The 20,088-nt window shown below is 65.9% G+C and carries 24 protein-coding genes, 1 tRNA gene and 1 pseudogene; 12 read left to right on the top strand and 14 right to left on the bottom strand.

Annotation, left to right across the window (positions count from 1 at the left end; translation table 11 throughout):
- Nucleotides 1-50: 50 nt before the first annotated feature.
- The 4 genes from AC1D1T_RS09655 to AC1D1T_RS09640 all read right to left on the bottom strand — a co-directional run bounded on the left by AC1D1T_RS09655 (nucleotide 51) and on the right by AC1D1T_RS09640 (nucleotide 2,363).
- Nucleotides 51-416, bottom strand: coding sequence for a hypothetical protein (locus AC1D1T_RS09655; RefSeq protein ID WP_477828940.1), 366 nt, complete (start codon nucleotides 414-416; stop codon nucleotides 51-53).
- Nucleotides 417-553: 137 nt separating this feature from the next.
- Entirely contained in the window at nucleotides 554-742 is a 189-nt protein-coding gene (locus AC1D1T_RS09650; RefSeq protein WP_477828941.1) for a hypothetical protein, read from the bottom strand.
- Nucleotides 743-969: 227 nt separating this feature from the next.
- Nucleotides 970-1,521 carry a class I SAM-dependent methyltransferase gene (locus tag AC1D1T_RS09645; RefSeq protein ID WP_477828942.1) on the bottom strand — a complete coding sequence of 184 codons (552 nt, stop codon included), beginning with the start codon at nucleotides 1,519-1,521 and terminating at the stop codon, nucleotides 970-972.
- 89 nt (nucleotides 1,522-1,610) lie between these two features.
- Nucleotides 1,611-2,363: an SDR family NAD(P)-dependent oxidoreductase gene (locus AC1D1T_RS09640; protein ID WP_477828168.1), complete on the bottom strand. Its 753-nt coding sequence runs from the start codon at nucleotides 2,361-2,363 to the stop codon at nucleotides 1,611-1,613.
- 153 nt (nucleotides 2,364-2,516) lie between these two features.
- Here AC1D1T_RS09640 and AC1D1T_RS09635 point away from each other — a divergent pair, with 153 nt between their 5' ends.
- Together AC1D1T_RS09635 and AC1D1T_RS09630 are read left to right on the top strand one after the other, a co-directional pair.
- Complete coding sequence (locus tag AC1D1T_RS09635) at nucleotides 2,517-3,107, top strand: TetR/AcrR family transcriptional regulator (protein WP_477828169.1); 591 nt, start codon at nucleotides 2,517-2,519, stop codon at nucleotides 3,105-3,107.
- Nucleotides 3,104-3,460, top strand: coding sequence for a winged helix-turn-helix transcriptional regulator (locus AC1D1T_RS09630; protein WP_477828170.1), 357 nt, complete (start codon nucleotides 3,104-3,106; stop codon nucleotides 3,458-3,460). The genes AC1D1T_RS09635 and AC1D1T_RS09630 overlap by 4 nt, the downstream gene beginning before the upstream one ends.
- Nucleotides 3,461-3,786: 326 nt before the next feature.
- On the opposite strand, the gene AC1D1T_RS09625 is transcribed toward AC1D1T_RS09630, so the two are convergent.
- The 7 genes from AC1D1T_RS09625 to AC1D1T_RS09595 all read right to left on the bottom strand — a co-directional run bounded on the left by AC1D1T_RS09625 (nucleotide 3,787) and on the right by AC1D1T_RS09595 (nucleotide 8,648).
- Complete coding sequence (locus tag AC1D1T_RS09625) at nucleotides 3,787-4,137, bottom strand: copper-binding protein (RefSeq protein WP_477828171.1); 351 nt, start codon at nucleotides 4,135-4,137, stop codon at nucleotides 3,787-3,789.
- Between the two features lie 13 nt (nucleotides 4,138-4,150).
- On the bottom strand, nucleotides 4,151-4,492 hold the full coding sequence (locus tag AC1D1T_RS09620) for a DUF411 domain-containing protein (protein WP_477843060.1): 342 nt from the start codon (nucleotides 4,490-4,492) through the stop codon (nucleotides 4,151-4,153).
- Nucleotides 4,489-4,986 carry a cupredoxin domain-containing protein gene (locus tag AC1D1T_RS09615; protein ID WP_465115121.1) on the bottom strand — a complete coding sequence of 166 codons (498 nt, stop codon included), beginning with the start codon at nucleotides 4,984-4,986 and terminating at the stop codon, nucleotides 4,489-4,491. The genes AC1D1T_RS09620 and AC1D1T_RS09615 overlap by 4 nt, the downstream gene beginning before the upstream one ends.
- A 28-nt stretch (nucleotides 4,987-5,014) precedes the next feature.
- A complete protein-coding gene (locus tag AC1D1T_RS09610; RefSeq protein WP_477991813.1) occupies nucleotides 5,015-6,382 on the bottom strand; it encodes a multicopper oxidase family protein in 1,368 nt (455 codons plus the stop codon).
- Between the two features lie 11 nt (nucleotides 6,383-6,393).
- On the bottom strand, nucleotides 6,394-7,791 hold the full coding sequence (locus AC1D1T_RS09605; RefSeq protein ID WP_465115125.1) for a TolC family protein: 1,398 nt from the start codon (nucleotides 7,789-7,791) through the stop codon (nucleotides 6,394-6,396).
- Nucleotides 7,788-8,120, bottom strand: coding sequence for a hypothetical protein (locus tag AC1D1T_RS09600; protein WP_477825790.1), 333 nt, complete (start codon nucleotides 8,118-8,120; stop codon nucleotides 7,788-7,790). The genes AC1D1T_RS09605 and AC1D1T_RS09600 overlap by 4 nt, the downstream gene beginning before the upstream one ends.
- Nucleotides 8,121-8,234: 114 nt before the next feature.
- Nucleotides 8,235-8,648, bottom strand: a complete 414-nt coding sequence (locus AC1D1T_RS09595) for a DUF2946 family protein (protein ID WP_477825789.1) — start codon at nucleotides 8,646-8,648, stop codon at nucleotides 8,235-8,237.
- Nucleotides 8,649-8,793: 145 nt separating this feature from the next.
- On the opposite strand from AC1D1T_RS09595, the gene AC1D1T_RS09590 reads away from it, so the two are divergent.
- The 6 genes from AC1D1T_RS09590 to AC1D1T_RS09565 all read left to right on the top strand — a co-directional run bounded on the left by AC1D1T_RS09590 (nucleotide 8,794) and on the right by AC1D1T_RS09565 (nucleotide 13,342).
- Nucleotides 8,794-9,171: a hypothetical protein gene (locus AC1D1T_RS09590; RefSeq protein WP_465115130.1), complete on the top strand. Its 378-nt coding sequence runs from the start codon at nucleotides 8,794-8,796 to the stop codon at nucleotides 9,169-9,171.
- 217 nt (nucleotides 9,172-9,388) lie between these two features.
- Entirely contained in the window at nucleotides 9,389-9,637 is a 249-nt protein-coding gene (locus AC1D1T_RS09585; protein WP_477825788.1) for a hypothetical protein, read from the top strand.
- A gap of 172 nt (nucleotides 9,638-9,809) precedes the next feature.
- Nucleotides 9,810-10,046, top strand: coding sequence for a hypothetical protein (locus tag AC1D1T_RS09580; RefSeq protein ID WP_477825787.1), 237 nt, complete (start codon nucleotides 9,810-9,812; stop codon nucleotides 10,044-10,046).
- A gap of 24 nt (nucleotides 10,047-10,070) precedes the next feature.
- On the top strand, nucleotides 10,071-10,316 hold the full coding sequence (locus tag AC1D1T_RS09575; RefSeq protein ID WP_477825786.1) for a DUF2933 domain-containing protein: 246 nt from the start codon (nucleotides 10,071-10,073) through the stop codon (nucleotides 10,314-10,316).
- Nucleotides 10,297-10,971 carry a methyltransferase family protein gene (locus AC1D1T_RS09570; protein WP_465115136.1) on the top strand — a complete coding sequence of 225 codons (675 nt, stop codon included), beginning with the start codon at nucleotides 10,297-10,299 and terminating at the stop codon, nucleotides 10,969-10,971. The genes AC1D1T_RS09575 and AC1D1T_RS09570 overlap by 20 nt, the downstream gene beginning before the upstream one ends.
- Before the next feature lie 151 nt (nucleotides 10,972-11,122).
- Nucleotides 11,123-13,342 carry a copper-transporting P-type ATPase gene (locus AC1D1T_RS09565; protein ID WP_477825785.1) on the top strand — a complete coding sequence of 740 codons (2,220 nt, stop codon included), beginning with the start codon at nucleotides 11,123-11,125 and terminating at the stop codon, nucleotides 13,340-13,342.
- 192 nt (nucleotides 13,343-13,534) lie between these two features.
- Here AC1D1T_RS09565 and AC1D1T_RS09560 read toward each other — a convergent pair whose 3' ends face one another.
- A complete protein-coding gene (locus tag AC1D1T_RS09560; protein ID WP_477842154.1) occupies nucleotides 13,535-13,828 on the bottom strand; it encodes a hypothetical protein in 294 nt (97 codons plus the stop codon).
- A 376-nt stretch (nucleotides 13,829-14,204) separates the two neighbouring features.
- Here AC1D1T_RS09560 and AC1D1T_RS09555 point away from each other — a divergent pair, with 376 nt between their 5' ends.
- Together AC1D1T_RS09555 and AC1D1T_RS09550 are read left to right on the top strand one after the other, a co-directional pair.
- Nucleotides 14,205-16,859, top strand: coding sequence for an ATP-binding protein (locus tag AC1D1T_RS09555; RefSeq protein ID WP_477991812.1), 2,655 nt, complete (start codon nucleotides 14,205-14,207; stop codon nucleotides 16,857-16,859).
- 60 nt (nucleotides 16,860-16,919) lie between these two features.
- A pseudogene (locus tag AC1D1T_RS09550) lies at nucleotides 16,920-17,006 on the top strand (RidA family protein); the annotation flags it as partial.
- A 412-nt stretch (nucleotides 17,007-17,418) separates the two neighbouring features.
- Here the strand turns inward: AC1D1T_RS09550 and AC1D1T_RS09545 are convergent.
- A tRNA-Leu gene (locus AC1D1T_RS09545) sits at nucleotides 17,419-17,503 on the bottom strand.
- 90 nt (nucleotides 17,504-17,593) lie between these two features.
- Here AC1D1T_RS09545 and AC1D1T_RS09540 point away from each other — a divergent pair.
- Together AC1D1T_RS09540 and AC1D1T_RS09535 are read left to right on the top strand one after the other, a co-directional pair.
- Nucleotides 17,594-18,184 (top strand): rhomboid family intramembrane serine protease, encoded by a 591-nt coding sequence (locus tag AC1D1T_RS09540; RefSeq protein ID WP_477826348.1) that lies wholly within the window; start codon nucleotides 17,594-17,596, stop codon nucleotides 18,182-18,184.
- 86 nt (nucleotides 18,185-18,270) lie between these two features.
- Nucleotides 18,271-19,335 (top strand): S1C family serine protease, encoded by a 1,065-nt coding sequence (locus tag AC1D1T_RS09535; protein WP_477826347.1) that lies wholly within the window; start codon nucleotides 18,271-18,273, stop codon nucleotides 19,333-19,335.
- Nucleotides 19,336-19,346: 11 nt separating this feature from the next.
- On the opposite strand, the gene AC1D1T_RS09530 is transcribed toward AC1D1T_RS09535, so the two are convergent.
- The coding region (locus tag AC1D1T_RS09530) for an NAD-dependent epimerase/dehydratase family protein (RefSeq protein ID WP_477991811.1) at nucleotides 19,347-20,088 on the bottom strand (742 nt) is incomplete at its 5' end.

Here is a 20,088-nt window from a genome sequence, read left to right as displayed (position 1 = left end):
AGAACGGTCATCATTGACCGGCAGCTCATGGCCGGCTACAGCCTTTCGAGTTATGTTGTTGACCCGCTGCGGCTCGATGACGCGGATGCAACTCCTTCATACCTGCCCGCTGCAAGATTGGCGAGGATAGAAAACGCCAGGTGCGAGTAGGTCGCTTCCGGTCCACTGTCTGCCGGAGCGTAGCGCAGGCGCATGATCGTCCAATTTTGTTGAAAGCGCTCGTTCGCAGCGGCCAGTCCTTCCATCACCGCGGACACCACGCCGTCTTCCGACAGCGAAGTTGCGCCAGCATCGCCAAGCCTTTCAACTGCAGTGCGCATGCCATCGCCGCTGCCGATCTCAAGCTGCAGGATGTTGTGCTTCGGGCCTGTGATCCGACTGGCCGACAAGAAGGGGCCGACTTTGCTGAAGTGCATCACTCATTCTGCCTCGCTGGTGCGCGGTCATGAGTGCCCGCGGTGGAATGAGGAGAGAGGTGACTGCACCGCATGAAAGCCGTCAGTCGCGACCGTCCGCAAGTGGCCGTCAAGAGCCAGTCGCCTCCGTGTCTTCATCACGGATGACGATCTCGCGCCTGCGCAGGCAGATCCGAATACTCTGCGGAGAAGGGCTCGGACAGCTGCTTTTCGAGCAGGCTGCAAAGGTTCCAAAGAGCCCTGGCTTCGGCTTGGTCAGCCATCGATAACTGATCAGGCTCCGCAAAGCGACTGACGAACTCAAAGAACAGGAGCGCCTCAGCCACACTGCATCGATGCGGATCACTTCAGCAGTTCCCGCAGCCAGGCGGCGTACTCGGCGGCGCAGCCTGCCGGCTACTTGATCGACACCATCCTTGCCGCCGGACACTCTGGCTTCAATCGTGGGGAGGCCACGATCCGTTTCTCGTGTCAGCGCTTCACGAACCGATAGGCGAAACGATCCGTCTCGCCCTTGATCGAAGGATCGAACACCTTGATCGAGTGCGGATCGTCACTTCTGGCGAGCATGGAGGCTTTGCGCGTCCAGTACGAAGCCGGCCTCCTCCACCTCCTCGCGAACGGCCGCAGGCTCGATCCGGTGCAGCGACTGCGCGTCGCTCGTGCCCAGCCCGGCGGCGGCGGCGTGGTCCACGATGACGTAGTACCCGCCGGGCTTCAGTCGCTCGTGGACAGCTCGATTGAAGTGGGCCGCCGTCGCGCCCTTGGCCTGCATCAGCGCGGTGTGGAGATCGTGATAGAACAGATGCATCCAAAGAACATCCGCTTGTTGCGTGACCTCCGACATCGCCACGAGGTCCGCCGAAACGGCTTCCACGTTCTCTCGGCCCGGCTCCGTCGCAAGCGTTCGCATCCGGCCGACCGGATCGTTCTTGAAGTGGGCGACTTCGGCCGGCACAAAGCTGAAGACCCGTCCTGCGGGTCCCACGATGTCGGAGAAGAGACGGGTCCAGTCGCCATCCCCTGGGTAGACGTCGATGACGGTGGATCCCGCATCGACTCGTGCGAACTGGATCAACTCGGAAAGCTTGGCTTGGTCATACATCGAAATCTCCTTTGCAGTGGGCATTCGACAAGCGCCCGGCGTGCAGGGGGCGGTCCACGGCGGGTCCTCCGTTGATCTGCACTCTCGCATTAGACCTGCGCCATGCCTCCATCGACGGCGAGATCCACACCGGTGATGTAAGAACTCTCGTCAGAGGCGAGGAACGCAACTGCAGCCGCGATTTCCTCGGGGACGCCTCTACGACCCATCGGGATCTGCGTGGTGAACTGTGCGACCGCCTGCGCGGCCTGCTCAGCGGTAAGGCCCGTCGTCGTCGCCAAGGCCGGGGTATCGATTGCTCCGGGACTCACACAATTCACGCGGATGTGGCGGTCCTTCAATTCCAAAGTCCAACCGCGCGAGAAGTTGCGCACGGCAGCCTTGCTCGCAGCGTAAGCAGTAAATCCGGGAAGCCCGAGCACGTTTGAGACCGACGAATTCAAGATGATCGAGCCGCCGTCCTTGAAGAGGGGAAGGGCCTTCTGCACCGTAAAGAACAGCCCCTTCACGTTCACGTCGAAGGTCTGGTCAAAATGCGCCTCGGTAGCTACCGCGAGCGGCGCGATTGTCCCTGCGCCCGCGTTCGCGAAGAGGACGTCGATGTGACCATGTTTTTCCTTCACGACGGCATAGAGCCGGTCCAGATCTTCCAGGCGCGACACGTCGCCCACGACCGTCGTCACGTTTCTCTTGACGGAGGCGGCAGCCTCCACCAGCTCTTTTTCTCGTCGCCCAGTGATCACGACGTGCGCACCTTCTTCCACGAAGCGCTTGGCTGTAGCCAAGCCAATGCCGCTGCTTCCGCCCGTGATGACTGCAACCTTGCCTTCTAGTTTCTTCACAATCCTTGACCTTTCGTGTGTGGTGACGCAGCGCCGCTGTTCCGATTGGTGCAAGGCGCAGTACCATTTGGATCACCGATCCAGATTCAAATTCATAGCATCCGAACCAGTGATCCAAATATACGGATCAGTGATCCGTTTGTCAAGGAGCCTATGCGAGCCGACGCCCAGAAGAATCGAACCCATCTCCTTGCGGTCGCGCGAGAGGTCGTCGCCGAGCACGGTGTCAACGCATCCATGCGCGATATAGCGCGCCGGGCCGAGGTCGGATTGGCCACCCTGCTTCGTCATTTCCCGACGCGGGAAGACTTGTTCGAGGCGCTGCTGTGCACACACCTGGACGCATTGGTACAGACGGCAAGCGGACTCGAGGAGTCGGATGCACCCGGTGAGGCGCTCGTTTCATGGTTCCGCGAATGGATGGCGTTCGCGCAGAGCTATCGAGGCGTTGTCGCCATGATGGCCGCCGCCCACACGAACCCGGAGTCCGCTCTTTATGCCGCGTGTGCAGCGGTGCACTCAGCGAGCGCGCGCCTGCTGCTTCGCGCACAGGCCGACGGGCAGGCGCGCACCGACATGAATGGGGACGACTTGTTCGGCCTGATGTCGGCGCTCGGTTGGCTTGTCGACCTGCCGGCGTTCGCGCCACGGGCCGATCATCTATCCCACATCGTCGCCAGCGCCATCCTGCCGAATCCGCCGAGTCGCGGTGTCGCCAAGCGACCTGCCAAGCCCGAGCGGTGAGGCTTGGCCATGCCGGCCCCGACGCGTCCATCCGTGCGGCCCACGCCGTGGCCTGCGTGTCGATGTACTCGCGGATCGTAGCCAGCCTGCCGTCCCGGATCCTGATGCCGAGAACGCAGTGGTCCTCGAATGGCTTGTTCGTGGCCTTGATTTTTCCGTCGCGACGCCGCGGCGAACTGAAGCGACCGGTCGAGGGCGTCAGTGACAAGGTGCTCATCCAGCCGCTGAATGATCTGGAGGCCGATCGGGAGCAGGCGCGAACAAGCTACAACGAAGTACCGCCGCGCGTGGACCATGCGCCGACCCCACTCGGTCGCGGCTTGGCCGACGCGATCATCCCGCTGTGCACCTGAGGAACCAAGGCCCCCCAGGTCAACCGCGTCGTCGAGAGAAAGTGAAGCCGCAACGGCCCAGGCGGCCGGCAGCGAGGCGGCAGCCAGAGCGACTGCGCGCAGGACGTGTTTTGACATTGGAGACTCCGAGGACGAACGCTAACGCGGCTGACGTGCGGACGCGCCATCGCACGGAGTGCCCGTCCGCCTCCATCATGGCGGCCATCATCCCGACGTCTGCCTGTTGCGGGCAGACGTACTGCGCCACCGCCAGCTGCGAGAACAGCAGCGACAGCACCACGAAGAACGGGCCTTGCTCTTCGCCAGGGCCCGGTACTTCGGCGCTGCTACTTTGCGGGCTGGATGTCGGTTACCGTGATGGCACCGTTCACCCGGTCTGCGGAGAACTTCACCTTGTCACCTTCCTTGATGGTGTCGAGCATCTTCGGGTCGGCAACTTTGAAGACCATCGTCATCCCGGGCATATCGAGGTTGCCAATTGGGCCGTGCTTGAGGGTCACCTTGCCCTGCTCCTTGTCGATCTTGCGAACCTCGCCGTCGCTGGACGGAGCAGCAGCGGAGGACGCAGCAGGCGCATGGTGGGCCGAGTGGTCGACACCAGAAGCAGGGGAGGCCTGCGCTTGCGCGCCGAAGGCGGAGGCAAGCAGAACTGCGGCAATCACGTGATTGAACTTCATCTTGGGAACTCCTTCAGGATTTCGGGTAGTGAGCGAAGACGGTCTCGCGACCGCTCTTGTCAATGAGGAAGACGTCATAGGGGTCCTTGCGGTCCCCGACCTCCATGCCAGGTGAACCGGGCGGCATGCCCGGTACGGCGATGCCAATGGCCGTGGGTCGTGTTGCGAGCAACCGCTTGACCTCCGGACCAGGGACGTGACCTTCGACGACGTAGCCATCGACGATGCCGGTATGGCAGCTGCCGAACTTGTCCGGCAGGCCGTAGCGTCTGCGGGTCACGGTCGTATCGCCAACGAGAGCGACCTTTACGGGGAAGCCCGCGCCGACGGCAGACAGGACGTGCCGGCGCCTCATTTGACGGTCACCTTCCCGACCATGCCGGCTTCGAAGTGCCCGGGCTGCAGACAGGCGAACTGAAACTCGCCGGCCTTGGTGAACTGCCAGACGATTTCACCGGCCTTGCCCGGCTTGACGTGGGCCATGTTCGCGTCGGCGTGTTCCATCTCCGGGAACTTCTTCATCAGCTCGGCGTGCTCGGCGATGGCCTTCTTCGTGCCCAGCACCATCTCGTGGAGCACCTTGCCGTCGTTGTGAACAACGAACTTCACGGTCTCGCCACGCTTGACGGTGACATCAGAGGGCGTGAAGCGCATGTTGTCGGCCATGTCGACCTTGATGGTTCGCGCGACCTTCTTGGGGTTGCCTTCCTGCCCGAAGTCGGTTGGCTCGACTTTGGTCGGGTCGTACTTGCGTGGCTGAGCGTGTTCTTCGTCTCCATGCGCGAAGGCAAGCGAAGTCGAGGCGGCGAGCGCGAGGGCAGTCAGGGACAGTGCAATCTTGGTGTTCATGGGAAGTCTTCCGTTGCGGCGAGGTTGGTCAATGGCCTGCGTGCCCGGAGGGCTTGCGGACCTGAAGCGTGTTGGTGTCGGCCTTGGGTGCAGTCGCGTGAGGCGCCGGCGGCGTCTCCGCCGTGTACTCATTGGCAAGGGTTCCGGCGGGATGCCTGTACGGACCGGGGTCGCGGTGGTCACCGCGCGCAACGTTGTCGCGCACCTTGACCACGCTGAACATGCCGCCCATGCCGATGGGACCGAAGGGACCAGTGCCGGTCATCATCGGCAGCGTGTTGTCGGGCAGCGGCATCTCCATCTCGGCCATGTCGTGCATCCCCTTGTCGCCCATGACCATGTAGTCCGGCACGAGGCCCGAAATCTTCTTGGCGACGTCGCGATGGTCGACGCCGATCATGGTGGGCACGTCGTGGCCCATGGCGTTCATCGTGTGGTGCGACTTGTGGCAGTGAATGGCCCAGTCGCCGGCGATGGCGTCGAACTCGAACGCGCGCATCTGGCCCACGGCGATGTCAGTCGTCACCTCAGGCCACCGTGCGCTCTTGGGCACCCAACCACCATCGGTGCCCGTCACTTCGAAGTGCGGGCCGTGCATGTGGATGGGGTGGTTCGTCATCGTGAGGTTGCCCACTCGGATGCGAACTCGCTCACCCGTGCGCGCGACAAACGGGTCGATGCCCGGGAACGCACGGCTGTTCCAGGTCCACAGGTTGAAGTCGAGCATGGTGTTGACGCGCGGCGTCGCGCTGCCCGGCTCGATGTCGTAGGCGTTGAGGATGAAGCCGAAGTCTCGGTCGACGCGATACTGCTTCGGGTCCTTGGGGTGGATGATGAGCAGGCCCATCATTCCCATGGCCATCTGCACCATCTCGTCGGCGTGCGGGTGGTACATGTGCGTGCCCGGGCGCTGCAGCACGAACTCGTACATGAAGGTCTTGCCCACGCCGATGGGCGGCTGCGTCAGGCCGGTCACGCCGTCCATGCCGGAGGGCAGCAGTACGCCGTGCCAATGGACGCTGGTCACCTCCGGCAGTTTGTTGGTGACGAAGATGCGGATGCGGTCGCCTTCGACGGCCTCGATGGTCGGGCCCGGGCTCGAGCCGTTGTAGCCCCAGAGGTTGGCCTTCATGCCCGGCGCGATTTCGCGAACCACCGGCTCGGCGACGAGGTGAAACTCCTTGACGCCGTCCTTCATGCGCCACGGAAGCGACCACCCGTTGAGTGTCACGATGGGATTGAAGGGCCGACCGGTGGGCGGAGACGGAGGCGGCTGCGTCGCCGCACCAGCTTGGATGACGACTTCCGGTAGCGATGCGGCGCCCACTCGGCTGACCGCCGCGGCACCGAGGAAGGTCRCACCGGCGGCCTTGAAGAATGTTCTGCGGTTTGTCATCTCGATTTCCTTCAGTGGGCACCCTGCTCCGCGGAAGCGGACTTGGCAGGACCCATCGCTGGAGCGCCGCTGGGTGAACGCCCCGTGAGCGCGCTCTGCAAGTTGGTCTCGGCGACCCAGTAGTCGCGCAACGCTTCAACAGCGACAGTCACACTGGTGACCTGGTCGCGCGCGTCGGCGAGCAGTTCGAAGACACTCGCCAGCATCCCGTTGTATCGAAGCATGTTCTCGTCGGAGATGCGCTTGCGCAGGGGCACGACCTCGTCGCGGTAGTGCTTGGCAAGGTCGTACGCTGTCCTGTAGGCCGAGTAGGACTCGCGGACCTCGGAGCGTGCGTTGACCGCGACCTCGGCCGTACGGTGCACCGCCTGCATGTACGTTGCTTCCGCGCGCGCCGCACGCGTCGAGCCGAAGTCGAACAACGGCAGCTCGAGTTCTATCTCATAGCCGTTCTGCCGAGGCTCGCCCGTCTGGCTCTTGTTGGCATAGCCGACCTCGAGCACGTTGATGAAGCGCGTAGCCTTGGTCAGTCCGAGCGACTTGGCCGTCGCCTCGGCGCTGCGCCTGGCCATCAGGACATCCAGGCGCTTCTCGATGGCGGTCTGTTCGGCACTCTTTGGCTCGAGCGGCGACTTGGGCAGGTCGGGCAGGCGCTCGGGAAGCTTGAAGGCAAGCTGGTCACCCGACAATCCGAGCGCGCGAACGAGCCGCTCTCGCTCAGCAACCGCCTGGTGCCGGGCTCGGGCCAGATTGGCAGTGGCATCGGCGTAGAACGACTGCTCGCGCATCTGGGCCAGCTTGTTGAAGTTGCCGGCCTGTTGCATTCGCCGCGCCAACTCGTTGGAGGCATCGGCGGCTTCCTTGACCTGCTCGTAGTACTTGACCAGGTCCTGGGCCGCCACGGCGCCGAAGAAGGCCTTGCGCGCCTCGGCCGCCACTCCTACGGCATCGAAAGCCGCTTGGTACTGCGCTTGCTCGAGCTGGCGCTGCGCGACCTGGCTTGCAACTGGCATTGTCAGCAGACCCAGTAAGTTGAACATCACTGAGCGGTCAATCTCGGTGACTCCTCCACCACTGAGGCGTCCAAAACTGAAGGTTGGGTTCGCCAACCTCCCGGCCCGCACCAGTTCCGCCTCGGCGATGCCCAACTCCGAGAAGCTTGCCTGGAGGCCTCGGTTGTTGAGCAACGCAGTCTCAACCGCGTTGTCGGGTGTCAGCGGCTGCTTGAGGAGTTCGGACACGCGAGCGCCGGCCGAGTCGACATCAGCCTCGGTGCGCTGGAAGGCGACGCTCTGGCCCGTGCGCTCCTTGGTCAGTTCGGAAACCTTCCCGGCGCCGCCGTCCTGGGAGAACGACGCACAACCTGCGAGCACGAGGGCCGCGGCCGCAGCGGCTGTCAGGCGCATCATTGCTTGCCTCCGTGCATGTGATGACCGTCGAGCGAGGGGGCCGAGGCCGTGGGGGTCGGTGCAGAAGCAGCCGCGGGCGAGGCAGCTGGCATCGTGTGGCCCACATGGCCGCCGCCTGCACCGGTAGCCCGCAGCGCGTCGTTGAGAGCACGCCAGTCGCCCGTCTTGGCGTCCTGCCACGGTTTGTAGTCGGCAAAGGCCGACTGGTAACGCAACGGCGGTGCCGGAGCCTTTGTGTCAGCCGGGTCCGCTCGCCTGGCCTGGGCAAGCGCGAGCAGAGGCAGGCATAGCGCCGCCGCAGGCGCCAGCCTGGAGAAGAAGTTGTTCATTGTTCGAAACCATGTGAGTCATCGGCTCGGCGTTGCCACAGCCAGGAGACGCTCGCACCGACCGCGAAGCGGACGCACGAGCCCCGTCAGGCCTCCCGCGGAGGCCTTGGTGGGTCAGATGGTTCGGGGAGGACGCTCTTGCCCGTCCGAGAAGAAGTTCGGCGGGGGAGCGGAGAGGTCAGTGAACTTGACCGTGGTGAGCCCGATCGGCTCAGGCAGCGTGACCGCAGCACTCACCAGGGGCGTGAGCGAGCAGAAGGCCGAACACATGTTGCACTTGTCAGAGGCCGATTGGTGGTGGCCGCTGTGGTCATGGTCATGGTCTGCGCCTGCGTGCTCGTGGGCCGCTTCACCGGGGTCCACGGCCTCGTGGTCCATGGCCTCATGCGTCGACGAACGGTCCTGCACGCGAAGCTCGTTCTGCATGCCCGAGCTACCCACGGGACACAGCATGGCGGCCGCAACCGCCCCCCTCAGGGGAAGCAGCACGGCAAGCAGCAGCAGGAAGCAGATGCGAACAGTTTTCACTGCGGTCAGATTAGCACGCGAGGGGTTACCCCAGTAAAGGGAAGCTGATTTAGCCTCTGGAGACAGCCTAAACCTTGCCACAGTGACAAGGTCAAGCGGGTACGACCGGCTGCAGCCGAGGCGGGCTGCAGTCTACAGTGGGCGTATGAAGACACTCACGCTCACCGTTGCAGTCATTGCCCTCGCGCTCAGCGAGTCCGCAGCCGCCCAGATGGTTCCGATTGATTGGGATGCCTCCAGCCAGTTCAGCAAAGAAGTCGCGATTGCCCCCGGCAAGTTTGTCGAGGCCTGCGAGAAGCTGCCGAAAGGGACCAAGGTAGCCTGGTCGTTTGAGGCGCGCTCGCCGCTGGACTTCAACATTCACTTTCACGAGGGCAAGCAGGTCCGCTTCCCCGCGAAGAAGAACCGGGTCGCAAAGGACGGAGGGACACTGAACACCAAAGTCGAGCAGGACTACTGCTGGATGTGGACGAACAAGGGGGCGGCGGAGACAACGCTTCGCATCAAGTTGGTGAAGGGCTAGTTGAATCGTTGGCCGTGGCGCCCGCGGCGCAAGCCCTTGGTCTTGCCAGGTCCGTTGCCGGTCTTGGCCGGGGCTTCCGCTCTGGCTGATGCCATTCAGGACGCCGGCTACACGCCCGTGCAGGTCCAAGCCGAAGCTGCCATTGCGAAGCCAGGCAAAGCTGGCGGGTGCTGCCACTGAAGGCCTTTGATGCGCGAGCTCGAGGCCCTGGGACGCCTTGACGGAGCTCGATGGCGTGGGCTTGCATGATCTGCGCGTGCAGCTGGTGGCYGACTCTGCAGTTGCTGTCGCCGCGCTTCTGTTCGCCACTGTCCTTGCCATCTACAAGCCGCGTGGCGCGACGGCGGGCACCGAACCGGCTCCCGCCTGGGTGAAATGGCTACGCAACTGCGCTCTTGCTGGCGCGGCCTTGTTCCTACTGGTTCACGTGCTGGGCGGCTGCATGGGCCCGCATGGTCTGCACTGAGCCCAGCCCAACCGTCGACGCAGCCAGGCAAAGAAGCTTCCGGCGAAGAACGCCCAGACCGACATCACGACCAGCGCGCTGACAGAGGGCTGCACGGCGCGTACTCCTTTGATGCGCATCAAGCCTTCCTCTGTCAGTTGCTGCGACGCTTGCAGCAACAAAGGAGTTCACGATGCGTTCCACCCTCGCCTCTACCCTCGCCATCGGCGTCACTGCACTGTCGATGACTGCGTTGGCGATGGTCGACCACATGAAGGCCATGCAGGACGGCATGGCCATGATGGGTCAGATGAAGGGCGAGAAAAGCGGCATGTCCTCCGAAGCGATGGGCAAGCGCATGGACATGATGGAAATGATGATGCAGATGGTGATGGACCGCGAGGGGATGAAGGCTCCTGCGACCAAGTAACCGACACCCGACTGGAGTCACGCCATGAACAACATCGACCATGACCCGCCTCCGTTTTGGCGCTCGCGCGGGGGCCTTGCGCTCCTGGTCGTCGCGGCCGTCGGCGGTTTTCTCCTGTTCACCGAGCACCGTGCCCACGTACTGGGCTTCCTGCCGTACGCCTTCCTGCTGGCGTGTCCGCTGATGCACATGTTCATGCATCACGGCTACCACCGTCACGGCGGCCACCGCAACACCGGAAGGACCGACGATGAACGCCCCAAGCAATGACTACGGCCTGTGGGGCCTGGTCATCCTGAACTCGGTCATCTTCGTCGGGTTCGCCTACAGCTTCTTCAAGCCAACGACCCTGCGCGATTGGCGCAGCTTCGGCGCTTACTCTGCCTTCGTTGTCGCCTTGTTCGCGGAGATGTACGGCTTCCCGCTGACCATCTACCTGCTTTCGGGCTGGCTGGGTTCGAAGTTCCCGGGAGTGAACCTCTTCGGCCACGATGCCGGGCACCTCTGGTGGCTGGTGACGGGGCAGCAAGGCAACCCGCACTTCGGCATGTTCCATCTCCTGAGCTTCGTGTTCCTCTTCGGGGGCTTCACGTTGCTCTCGAACGCTTGGCACGTGCTCTATCACGCGCAGCGCCGGCATCAACTGGCCACGGCGGGCCCGTATCGGTTCGTGCGCCACCCGCAATACATCGGCTTCGTCGCCATCATGTTCGGGTTCCTGCTCCAGTGGCCGACGCTCTTGACGCTGGCGATGTTCCCGGTGCTCGTCGTGATGTACGTGCGGCTGGCCATCTCGGAGGAGCGCGACTCGGAGAAGGCGTTTGGCGATGCGTGGCGTGCGTACGCAGCGGTGACGCCGCGGTTCATTCCCCGGTTCTCGAAGGACGACGATGCACGGCGGGTCGGCAGCCACCAAGGGCGCTGAACTGGCATCGGGCCTGGGCGCTATCGTCCTGGGCGCCGGATTGGCGCTCGTGCTGCCGCAGTGGCTGCGGGCCCGCTACCACTCGATGGCGCGCCCCTTGACATTCCCATGATTGGAAGGTCGACACTGCCAACAGGAACAGGAGAGCGCAATGCCGAACACCTCCCGCACGACCCACGACCACTCCGCGCACGCGCATCACGACCACCATGACGCGCCGGCGACAGCCAAGCCCGCGCCCAAGGGTGACCACGGCCAGGTCGAATACACCTGCCCGATGCACCCGCAAGTGCGCCAGATGGGGCCGGGCAACTGTCCCATCTGCGGCATGGCACTGGAGCCGGTCGTGGCAACGGCGGACCAAGGAGAGAGTCCCGAGTTGCGGGACATGACGAGGCGGTTCTGGATTGGCACGGCGTTGACGGTGCCAGTCTTCGCGCTCGAGATGGGCGGTCACGTCACCAACCTGGACCACCTCTTCGGGCAGCAGCTGTCCAACTGGATTCAACTACTGCTCGGAACGCCGGTAGTGCTGTGGGCGGGCTGGCCCTTCTTCGTCCGCGCCGTGGCCTCGGTGAAGAACCGCAGTCTCAACATGTTCTCGCTCATAGCGCTGGGCACGGGCGCGGCTTGGCTGTACAGCATCGTCGGAACGGTGGCGCCACAGTTGTTCCCAACGAACCTGCGCATGGCCGATGGAGCGGTGGCCATCTACTTCGAGGCCGCGGCGGTCATCACCGTGCTGGTGCTGCTGGGCCAGGTCCTCGAACTGCGCGCTCGGGAGAAGACCTCAGGTGCCATCAAGGCCCTGCTCGGCCTGGCGCCGAAGACCGCGGTCAAGGTGGACACGCAAGGCAACGACGAAACCGTCCAGGTCGACGCCATCCAGGTGGGCGACCTCCTTCGCGTGCGGCCTGGCGAGAAGGTGCCGGTGGATGGCGAGCTCACTGAGGGCAAGGGCAACGTCGACGAGTCCATGGTCACCGGCGAGCCGATTCCAGTGGCCAAGGCCCTTGGCTCGAAGGTCACTGCCGGTACGCTGAATCAGACCGGCGGCTTCGTGATGCGCGCGGAGAAGGTTGGTGCCGACACCCTGCTATCGCAAATCGTCCACATGGTGGCAGCGGCCCAGCGCAGCCGCGCACCCATCCAGCGGATGGCCGACCAGGTCGCGGGCTGGTTCGTGCCGGTGGTCATCCTGGCCGCCGCGCTGACGTTCGTCGCCTGGCTTGTCTGGGGTCCGTCGCCCGCATTCAGCTACGCGCTCATCACGGCCGTGGCGGTGCTCATCATCGCCTGTCCGTGTGCGCTCGGCCTGGCTACGCCGATGTCCATCATGGTTGGTGTCGGCAAGGGGGCGCAGCACGGCGTGCTCATCCGGGACGCAGAGGCACTGGAGAAGATGGAGAAGGTCGACACCCTTGTGGTCGACAAGACAGGCACTTTGACTGAGGGACGACCGAAGGTCGTCCACATCGAGCCGGTGACAGGCTTCTCCGCTGATGACGTATTGCAGAAGCTCGCGAGCGTCGAGCGTGCCAGCGAACACCCGCTGGCCATGGCCATCGTGATGGATGCGCAGGAACGCAAGCTCGCCCTGTCACCGGTCGTCGACTTCGACTCACCGGTCGGCAAGGGCGTCATCGGAACGGTGGATGGACAGACCGTTGTCTCCGGAAGCCCCAAGTTCCTGACGGAGCACGGTATCGACTCCGGCAGCCTCGCAGTCGCGGCGGAAGCGCAGCGGCAGAAGGCGGCAACGGTCATCTTCGTCAGCATCGGTGGCAAGTTGGCCGGCTTCGTCGCGATTGCCGACCCCATCAAGGCGACAACCCTTCAGGCGCTGAAGGCGCTGCAGGCAGCTGGCGTTCGAGTGGTCATGCTGACGGGTGATGGCAAGACCACTGCGGAAGCTGTCGGACGTCAGCTGGGCATCGACGAGGTGGTCGCCGAAGTGTTCCCGGAAGACAAGGCCGCTGTCGTCAAGCGCCTGCAGGGCGAAGGGCGAGTCGTCGCGATGGCGGGCGACGGGGTCAACGATGCGCCCGCTCTCGCCCAGGCCACGGTCGGGGTGGCCATGGGCACCGGCACTGACGTCGCGATGGAAAGCGCTGGCATCACCCTGCTCAAAGGCGACCTCATGGGTATCGTTCGGGCTCGGACGCTGTCGCACGCAACGATGAGGAACATTCGCCAGAACCTGTTCCTCTCGTTTGCCTACAACGTGGCCGGTATCCCGCTCGCGGCKGGAGTGCTGTATCCGTTCTTCGGACTGCTGCTGTCACCGGTGGTCGCCGCTGCTGCGATGGCCCTGTCGTCGGTCAGTGTCATCGGCAACGCTCTGCGCCTGCGGACAGTCACCGTGGAGTGAGCGTGGAACCTCGAGGTCAACGCAGTCTTGGAGATTGGCTGTTCGCAGTCTGCGGCGTGTGGCTGGTGGGCCTGGGCAGCTATTTCTTCTTTGTCCGCCCCCCACTGCTGCCGGAGGACCTGCGCGATTCGGGCGCCAATGTGGTGGTGCTGCCTGCAGCCGCACCACACATCGGCGAGTGGCTGGAGCGACCTACTTGAAGTTGAACGTCGCGCACGTGCGACGCTCTCTACTTACGCGCACCGCGACGACCCTCGACGAGGGTTTCCCGCTGATGCGCGAGATCGGCTGGACCGTCATCACGCAGCGCGCCCGTCGATCCGTGCAGCTACTTCCGGCCGATGCGTGCTGGCTGGCCTGTCGATGGGCGTCGGTGTGGTTGGCACCCTGCTGCCAGAGCGAGGGCAAACGGCGGGCGTGCTGATGCTTCATGCGCTGGCCGACATTCCGGACACCGCTCGCCCCGGCCTTCCAGTACAGGTCCACGTGGGCGATCCGGATGTCGAATTCGCGCCGCCTGCCGCGGTGGCGATGTGGCAAGACTCGGCGAGACGCATGGGCGCGCAAGCCCAAGTTCCACCTGTCCTCGCGCCGGTCACTTCTACACAGACACCAGCTTGCCGGACTACGACGAGCGCGCGTCAGAATTGACTTGGCAGCGCGTGGAGGACTTCCTGCACCTCCGGCCATCTTCGACGATGTAGCGATCCTTCTGCATGCCGGTCGACTCAAGGTCTCTTTGCCAGCGTAAGGCTGTGTCCAGCCAGCACAGGGCGCCCCAGGGGGAGCAGGGCGCCTGCGACGAATTCGGCTGTACATGCTGCTCGACGACCTCTACCATCGCCCGGGACAGGGGACTCCGATGTACCGTCCGCCAGGATTGCCAGAAGTCGTCGCCATTGCGCTTGCCATCGTCGCGGCGCTTCTGTGCGTCATCTGGCGGCGCAAACGTCACCTGTGGTTGCTGCAGGCCGCCATCGGTTCGGCCCTGGCCGGCGCGACCACGCTGGGATGGCCGGGGCCACTGCCGGTGGAGTTCGCGCTGCTGCCGCGCGCGCTCATCGCGTGGGCGGTCGCCGACTACCTCGGCCAGCGCCGCGCGACGAAGGCGGCACTGGTCGGTCCGGCCCTGGTCCTTGCGCTCGCCCCGCCGACGCTCGCCCGCTGGGCGGCGCCATGCCTCGACCTGTCGCTCGGCATGCTCTGCGCGGTGCGGGCGCGCAGCGAGCGCGAGTGCGGCCACGCGCTGTTGGCCGCTGCCGCGCTGTCGAGCGCGGGCTGGCTGGGCTTCGCCATAGGGTCCGGTGCCGACGCCGCGCTGATCCAGGGTACCGCATTCGGACCGGCCACCCTCGCACTGGCGATGGCCCTGCCGGTCGCCCTCCTGCTGAGCGAAGACAAGCACGCCGGCGCGGCGCACGCGCTGCTGCAGCGGATGGCGCACTTCTACGACGCCCTGTCGCGGACCAACCAGGCAATCACCCGCATCAAGGACCGCACCCGGCTGTTCGAGGCGATCTGCGAGATCTGCGTCGACGCGGGCCATGCTCGCGTCGCCTGCGTATACGTGCTCGACGGCGTCTTCGCCCACCGCTGCGCCACGGCCGGGCCGGCGGCCGAGATCCTCGCCGGCGTTCCACAGCCGTGGGACACCAGCGAGGCGCGGGCGCAGGCCTCCTACACGGTCCAGGCGCTGCGGGAGGGGCGGCCGATCGCGAGCAACGACTACCAGAACGACCCGCGGGCGGCGCCGTGGCGCGACCAGGCCGTGGCGCACGGCGTGCACGCGTTCGCATGGCTGCCTTTTCATCGGCGCGGCGGTGTCGACGGCGTCCTGATGCTGGCTGCAGGCCACACCGGCTTCTTCGACGAGCCGTTGATGCAGCTGCTCGACAAGCTGGTCGGCGACATCTCCCTCGCGCTCGATGCGATCGATCGCGAGCACGAACGCGAGCGCGCGCAGCGCGAGGTGCAGGCCGGCCTCGAGCGCTTCCAGCTGCTGTTCAACGCCGCGCCGGTGTCGTCGACGATCCTCTCCATCGCGCAGCGGCGCGTGCTCGCGGCCAACGACACTTGCTGTGCCGCCATCGGCATGACGCGCGAGCAGATGCTGGGGCGCCAGACCGTCGAACTCGCGGCACGGCTGAGCGACGAGGATCGCGAGGCCTTCTACGCCGAGCTCCAGCGCCACGGCCGGGTGCGCAACCGCATGATGCGCGTGCACCGCGGCGATGCCCGGCCGACCCAGGAACTGTTCAACGCCGAGCCGATCGACTACATGGGCGAGGCGTGCCTGCTGGTGATGAGCCTGGACATCACCGACTTGCACGAGGCCCAGCAGGTTCGCGAGGCGCTCGCCCGCGCCGAGTCCGCGAGCCGCGCCAAGACCGAATTTCTTTCGCGCATGAGCCACGAACTGCGCACGCCGCTCAACGCCGTGCTGGGCTTCGCCGAACTGCTGCGCCAGGGGGTGCAGGAGCGCCTCACGCCGCCTGAACTGGCGCAGCTCGACCTGCTGCAGCAGGCGGGGTGGCACCTGCTGACGCTCATCAACGACGTGCTCGACGTGTCCCGCATCGAGGCCGGCCATCTCGCGGTCCAGGCCGAGCCGCTCGCGCTGCTGCCGTTGCTCGACGAAGCGATGCAGATGACGCGCCGCGCCGCCGACGAGCGGGCGGTCTCGCTGGTGCCGGCCTACGACGCCTGCGCGCCGGTCGGGGTGCGCGCCGATCCGACGCGGCTGCGCCAGGTCGTGCTGAACCTGCTCTCCAACGCGGTCAAGTACAACCGGCCCGGCGGCGTCGTGACGGTCTCGCTGCGCGTGGAACTCGAGTGGGTTCACCTGCAGATCGAGGACACCGGCCTCGGGATGACGAACGAGCAGCTGTCCCACCTGTTCGAGCCGTTCAACCGGCTCGGGCGCGAGCGTGGGGCCATCGAAGGAACCGGCATCGGCCTGGCGCTGACCCGCCAGCTCTTGCGGCTGATGCAGGGCAACATCGGCGTCGACAGCAAGCTCGGCATCGGCACGCGCGTGAGCGTGTCGCTACCGCGCGTCGAGTCCGTGCCGTGCGTGCCGGAACGACCGCTGCCGCAGACCGCGCCGGCGGCGCCGCGGGGCACGGTGCTTTACGTCGAGGACAACGACGTCAATGCACTCCTCGTCGAGCAGATCCTGGCGCGCTGGGCCGGCCTGCGTTTCGTCCGCGCGCACGATGGCAGGAGCGGCTTCGAGCTGGCCCTCAGCCTGCAACCCGACCTGCTGCTGCTGGACATGCAGCTGCCGGACATCGACGGGCTGGAAGTCCTGCGCCGCGTGAAGGCGGACGCGGCGACCTGCCACCTGTGCGTGGTGGCCCTGTCTGCCAGCGCGATGCCGGAAGAAGTCGCGCGCGCCACCCAACTCGGCGCCGACGAGTACTGGACCAAACCGCTCGCGGTGGACCGCTTCCTGGCCGACGTCGCCCGCCTGATGGACGAGGCGGCTGCCAAGGGTCCGCGGACGATGTCCGTCTAGGCTGGCGGCGCCCGCAGGGCCCCGGCCGCCTTGGTGATGCTGCCTGCCTTACCACGCGTCATGGCTCAGCGCGACGTTGTGTTTCCAGCCAGGCGTCGAGCACCGTATGAAAAGAATCGCTATTCGCCAGCGATCCGGTCCAACGGTTTGCCGGCGGGTTGTCACCTCCTTCGGCGACATCACGCGCTCCTTGCCCGGCGGCGGCGAAGGGCTCTTGACGCGAGTCAGCACGTTGCCCTTGAGCCATCCCCACTCGTCGAGTGCGATGCGGCACATGGCCCGGATCACGTTGAAGTCGCGCGCGATCGAACCTGGCGCGAGAGGCTTGCGATCGACACTTCCTGCCGCGGGCGAGTCGCGCCAGGTCGACCAGTCGTCCGGCGTGATCTCCGTGAGCGGCTTGTCGATGAACGGGATCGTCGCCTTGAACCTCGCGATCCGAATGCTGTCGGCTCGCCATCCGCGCTTGTTCGATCCAGCCTTCGGCACCCGCACCGCCAAGTTTGGCGCGGATGATCGGGGAGTTCAGCGTATTTTCGCGAATGCGAAAAAGGGGTGGTGGTGCCTCGGGTCGGAATCGAACCGACACTCCTTGCGGAACGGGATTTTGAGTCCCGCGCGTCTACCAATTTCGCCACCGAGGCCGGTGCAGGGGGTGAGAGTGTGCCACAGCCTTTCTGGGATATCCCCAAACCGGGTACCCTTGGCGCCCCTTCCCTTGCTGCGGACCTTGCATGCCTTCGTTGCCTCCCGTCACCCAGGCCCTGCTGCTGATCAACGTGGGCATGTTCTGCCTGCAGTACGTGCTCGGCTTCGTCGTCGACCGCTTCCTGGCCCTGTGGCCGATCGGCGCGGGCTTCCTGCCCTGGCAGATCGTGACCTACGGCTTCCTGCACGGCAGCTTCAACCACCTGCTGTTCAACATGCTCGGCCTGTGGATGTTCGGCGCCGAGCTCGAACGCCTGTGGGGCGCCAAGCGCTTCCTGCAGTTCTTCATGGCCAGCGTCGTCGCGGCAGCCGGCTTCCAGCTCATCGTCTGCGCGCTGATGGGCGCGAACTTTCCGACCGTCGGCGCGTCGGGCGGCCTGTTCGGGCTGCTGCTCGGCTTCGCGATGATGTTCCCGAACCGCACCATCGTGCCGCTGATCCCGCCGATCCCGATGAAGGCCAAGACCTTCGTCGCAATCTACGGCGGCCTCGAACTGCTGTTCGGCGTCACCGGCACGATGGCCGGCATCGCCCACTTCGCCCACCTCGGCGGCATCTTCGGCGGCTGGCTGATGATCCGCTACTGGCGCGGCCAGCCACCGTTCGGCCGGCGCTGATTTCACGCCGCGGAAAGCCCCCGCCTCGCCCAGGGACGGGCCGAAGCGCTCATGCTCACCGCACGAGTTTCTCGTTCGGAGGGCCCATGAACGATCGGCTTCAGGCAACGCGCCGCATCGCGCGCAGGTGGGCAGCCGGCTGGCTGCTCGGGGCATGGGCCGCGTGCAGCGCCGCGCTCGCGGCAGCACCAGCCGATGACGATGCCACGCTGAAGGAGCAAGGCGAGTTGCTCGCCCGCGCCGCGGCCGCGGTGGTCGGCGTGCAGGTCCAGGCGCTCGGCCACGCCACCTCGGCCGAGACCCTCGGCAAGCTGCGCCTCGGCTCCGGCGTCGTCATCGGCACCGACGGCCTCGTGCTCACCATCGGCTACCTGATCCTCGAGGCCGACCAGGTCGACCTGCAGCTCGACTCCGCGCGCATCGTGCCGGCCCGCGTCGTCGCCTACGACCAGGCGTCCGGCTTCGGCTTGCTGCAGCCGCTCGCGCCGCTGCGCCTGCCGCCCGCACCGCTCGGCGACACCAGCCAGCTCGCGTCCGACGAGCCGGTGATGATCGTCAGCGGCAGCTCGCCCGCCGGCCAGGGCGAGCTGAGCCTCGCGCGCGTCGTGTCGCGGCGTGCTTTCTCCGGCTACTGGGAGTACCACATCGACGGCGCGCTGTTCACCTCGCCGCCACGCACCGACCACAGCGGCGCCGCGCTCTTCAACGCCAACGGCGAGCTGCTGGGCATCGGCTCGCTGATCGTCGCCGACGCCGCCGGCGCCGACGCGCCGCGGCTGCCCGGCAACATGTTCGTGCCGGTCGACCTGCTGAAGCCGATCCTGAAGGAGATGCGCGAGAGCGGCAGCACCGCGATGAGCCACCGGCCGTGGCTCGGCGTGAACTGCGTCGAATCCGGCGGGCAGGTGCGTGTCGTCAAGGTGAACCGCGGCAGCCCGGCCGAGGCCGCCGGGCTGCAGGCCGGCGACCTGATCCTGCGCATCGACGGCGTCGCGGTCGGCGGGCTGGAGCGCTTCTACAAGACGCTGTGGCGCGGCAGCACGCCCGAGCGCGAGGTCACGCTCGAGGTGCAGCGCGGCGACGAGACGCAGACGCTGAAGGCGCGCGCCACCGATCGCATGAAGACGTTGACCCAGTCGCTCGGGGTCTGACCTCGATCAAGTCAAGCGAGCAAGCCGTCGCGCACCGTCGGGTAGCGCAGCTTCAACCGCAGCTCTTCACGCAGCCGCCGGTTGTCGAGCCGGCGCGACTCCGAGAGAAACGACATCTGCATCGCCGGCAGTTGCTTCCGCGCCTCGTCGCGCGTGATGCGCGGCGGGCGCGGCAGGCCGCACAGGTCGGCGGCCAGGTCGAAGTAGTCGCCCATCTTCAGCTCGGTGTCGTCGCTCGCATGCACCACGCGCTGCGGCAGGCCGCGGTGCAGCGCGGCGATGCAGGCGCGCGCCAGGTCGTCGGCATGGATGTGGTTGGTGTACACGTCGTCTTCGGCGCGCAGCACCGGCGTGCCGCGTGCCAGCCGCTCGCGTGGGTGCCCGCCCGGCCGGTCGGCGGCGTAGATGCCGGGGATGCGCAGGATCGTCACCGCCACCCCGAAGCGCCTGCCGTGCCAGCGCAGCCGCGCTTCGGCATCCACGCGCCGCCGCGCGCGGTCGCTGGCCGGCAGCGGCGCGCGGGTCTCGTCGAAGCGCGCACCGCCGGCATCGCCATACACGCCGCTGGTGCTGCCGTAGACGATGCGACGCACGCGCGTCGAGCGGGCCAGCGCGTGCAGCAGCGCCGCGGTGCGCGGATCGCTCGGCCCCTCACCCGGCGGCGGCGCCAGGTGCAGCACCGCGTCGGCCAGGCCGGCGAGGCGGCCGAGCGTCGCGGGATCGTCCAGGTTGCCCAGCAGCGGCAGCGCCCCG

This window comes from Rhizobacter sp. P2_H3, from assembly GCF_056403355.1.
The sequence above is the reverse complement of the archived record's forward strand: the minus strand, read 5'-3'. Positions and strand labels throughout refer to the sequence as shown.

Excerpts from the sequence above, each read along its gene's own strand:
- AC1D1T_RS09655 (WP_477828940.1), bottom strand. The coding sequence starts at position 416 with ATGCACTTCAGCAAAGTCGGCCCCTTCTTGTCGGCCAGTCGGATCACA.
- AC1D1T_RS09645 (WP_477828942.1), bottom strand. The coding sequence starts at position 1,521 with ATGTATGACCAAGCCAAGCTTTCCGAGTTGATCCAGTTCGCACGAGTC.
- AC1D1T_RS09635 (WP_477828169.1), top strand. The coding sequence starts at position 2,517 with ATGCGAGCCGACGCCCAGAAGAATCGAACCCATCTCCTTGCGGTCGCG.
- AC1D1T_RS09625 (WP_477828171.1), bottom strand. The coding sequence starts at position 4,137 with ATGAAGTTCAATCACGTGATTGCCGCAGTTCTGCTTGCCTCCGCCTTC.
- AC1D1T_RS09620 (WP_477843060.1), bottom strand. The coding sequence starts at position 4,492 with ATGAGGCGCCGGCACGTCCTGTCTGCCGTCGGCGCGGGCTTCCCCGTA.
- AC1D1T_RS09615 (WP_465115121.1), bottom strand. The coding sequence starts at position 4,986 with ATGAACACCAAGATTGCACTGTCCCTGACTGCCCTCGCGCTCGCCGCC.
- AC1D1T_RS09605 (WP_465115125.1), bottom strand. The coding sequence starts at position 7,791 with ATGATGCGCCTGACAGCCGCTGCGGCCGCGGCCCTCGTGCTCGCAGGT.
- AC1D1T_RS09600 (WP_477825790.1), bottom strand. The coding sequence starts at position 8,120 with ATGAACAACTTCTTCTCCAGGCTGGCGCCTGCGGCGGCGCTATGCCTG.
- AC1D1T_RS09590 (WP_465115130.1), top strand. The coding sequence starts at position 8,794 with ATGAAGACACTCACGCTCACCGTTGCAGTCATTGCCCTCGCGCTCAGC.
- AC1D1T_RS09580 (WP_477825787.1), top strand. The coding sequence starts at position 9,810 with ATGCGTTCCACCCTCGCCTCTACCCTCGCCATCGGCGTCACTGCACTG.
- AC1D1T_RS09575 (WP_477825786.1), top strand. The coding sequence starts at position 10,071 with ATGAACAACATCGACCATGACCCGCCTCCGTTTTGGCGCTCGCGCGGG.
- AC1D1T_RS09570 (WP_465115136.1), top strand. The coding sequence starts at position 10,297 with ATGAACGCCCCAAGCAATGACTACGGCCTGTGGGGCCTGGTCATCCTG.
- AC1D1T_RS09555 (WP_477991812.1), top strand. The coding sequence starts at position 14,205 with ATGTACCGTCCGCCAGGATTGCCAGAAGTCGTCGCCATTGCGCTTGCC.
- AC1D1T_RS09540 (WP_477826348.1), top strand. The coding sequence starts at position 17,594 with ATGCCTTCGTTGCCTCCCGTCACCCAGGCCCTGCTGCTGATCAACGTG.
- AC1D1T_RS09535 (WP_477826347.1), top strand. The coding sequence starts at position 18,271 with ATGAACGATCGGCTTCAGGCAACGCGCCGCATCGCGCGCAGGTGGGCA.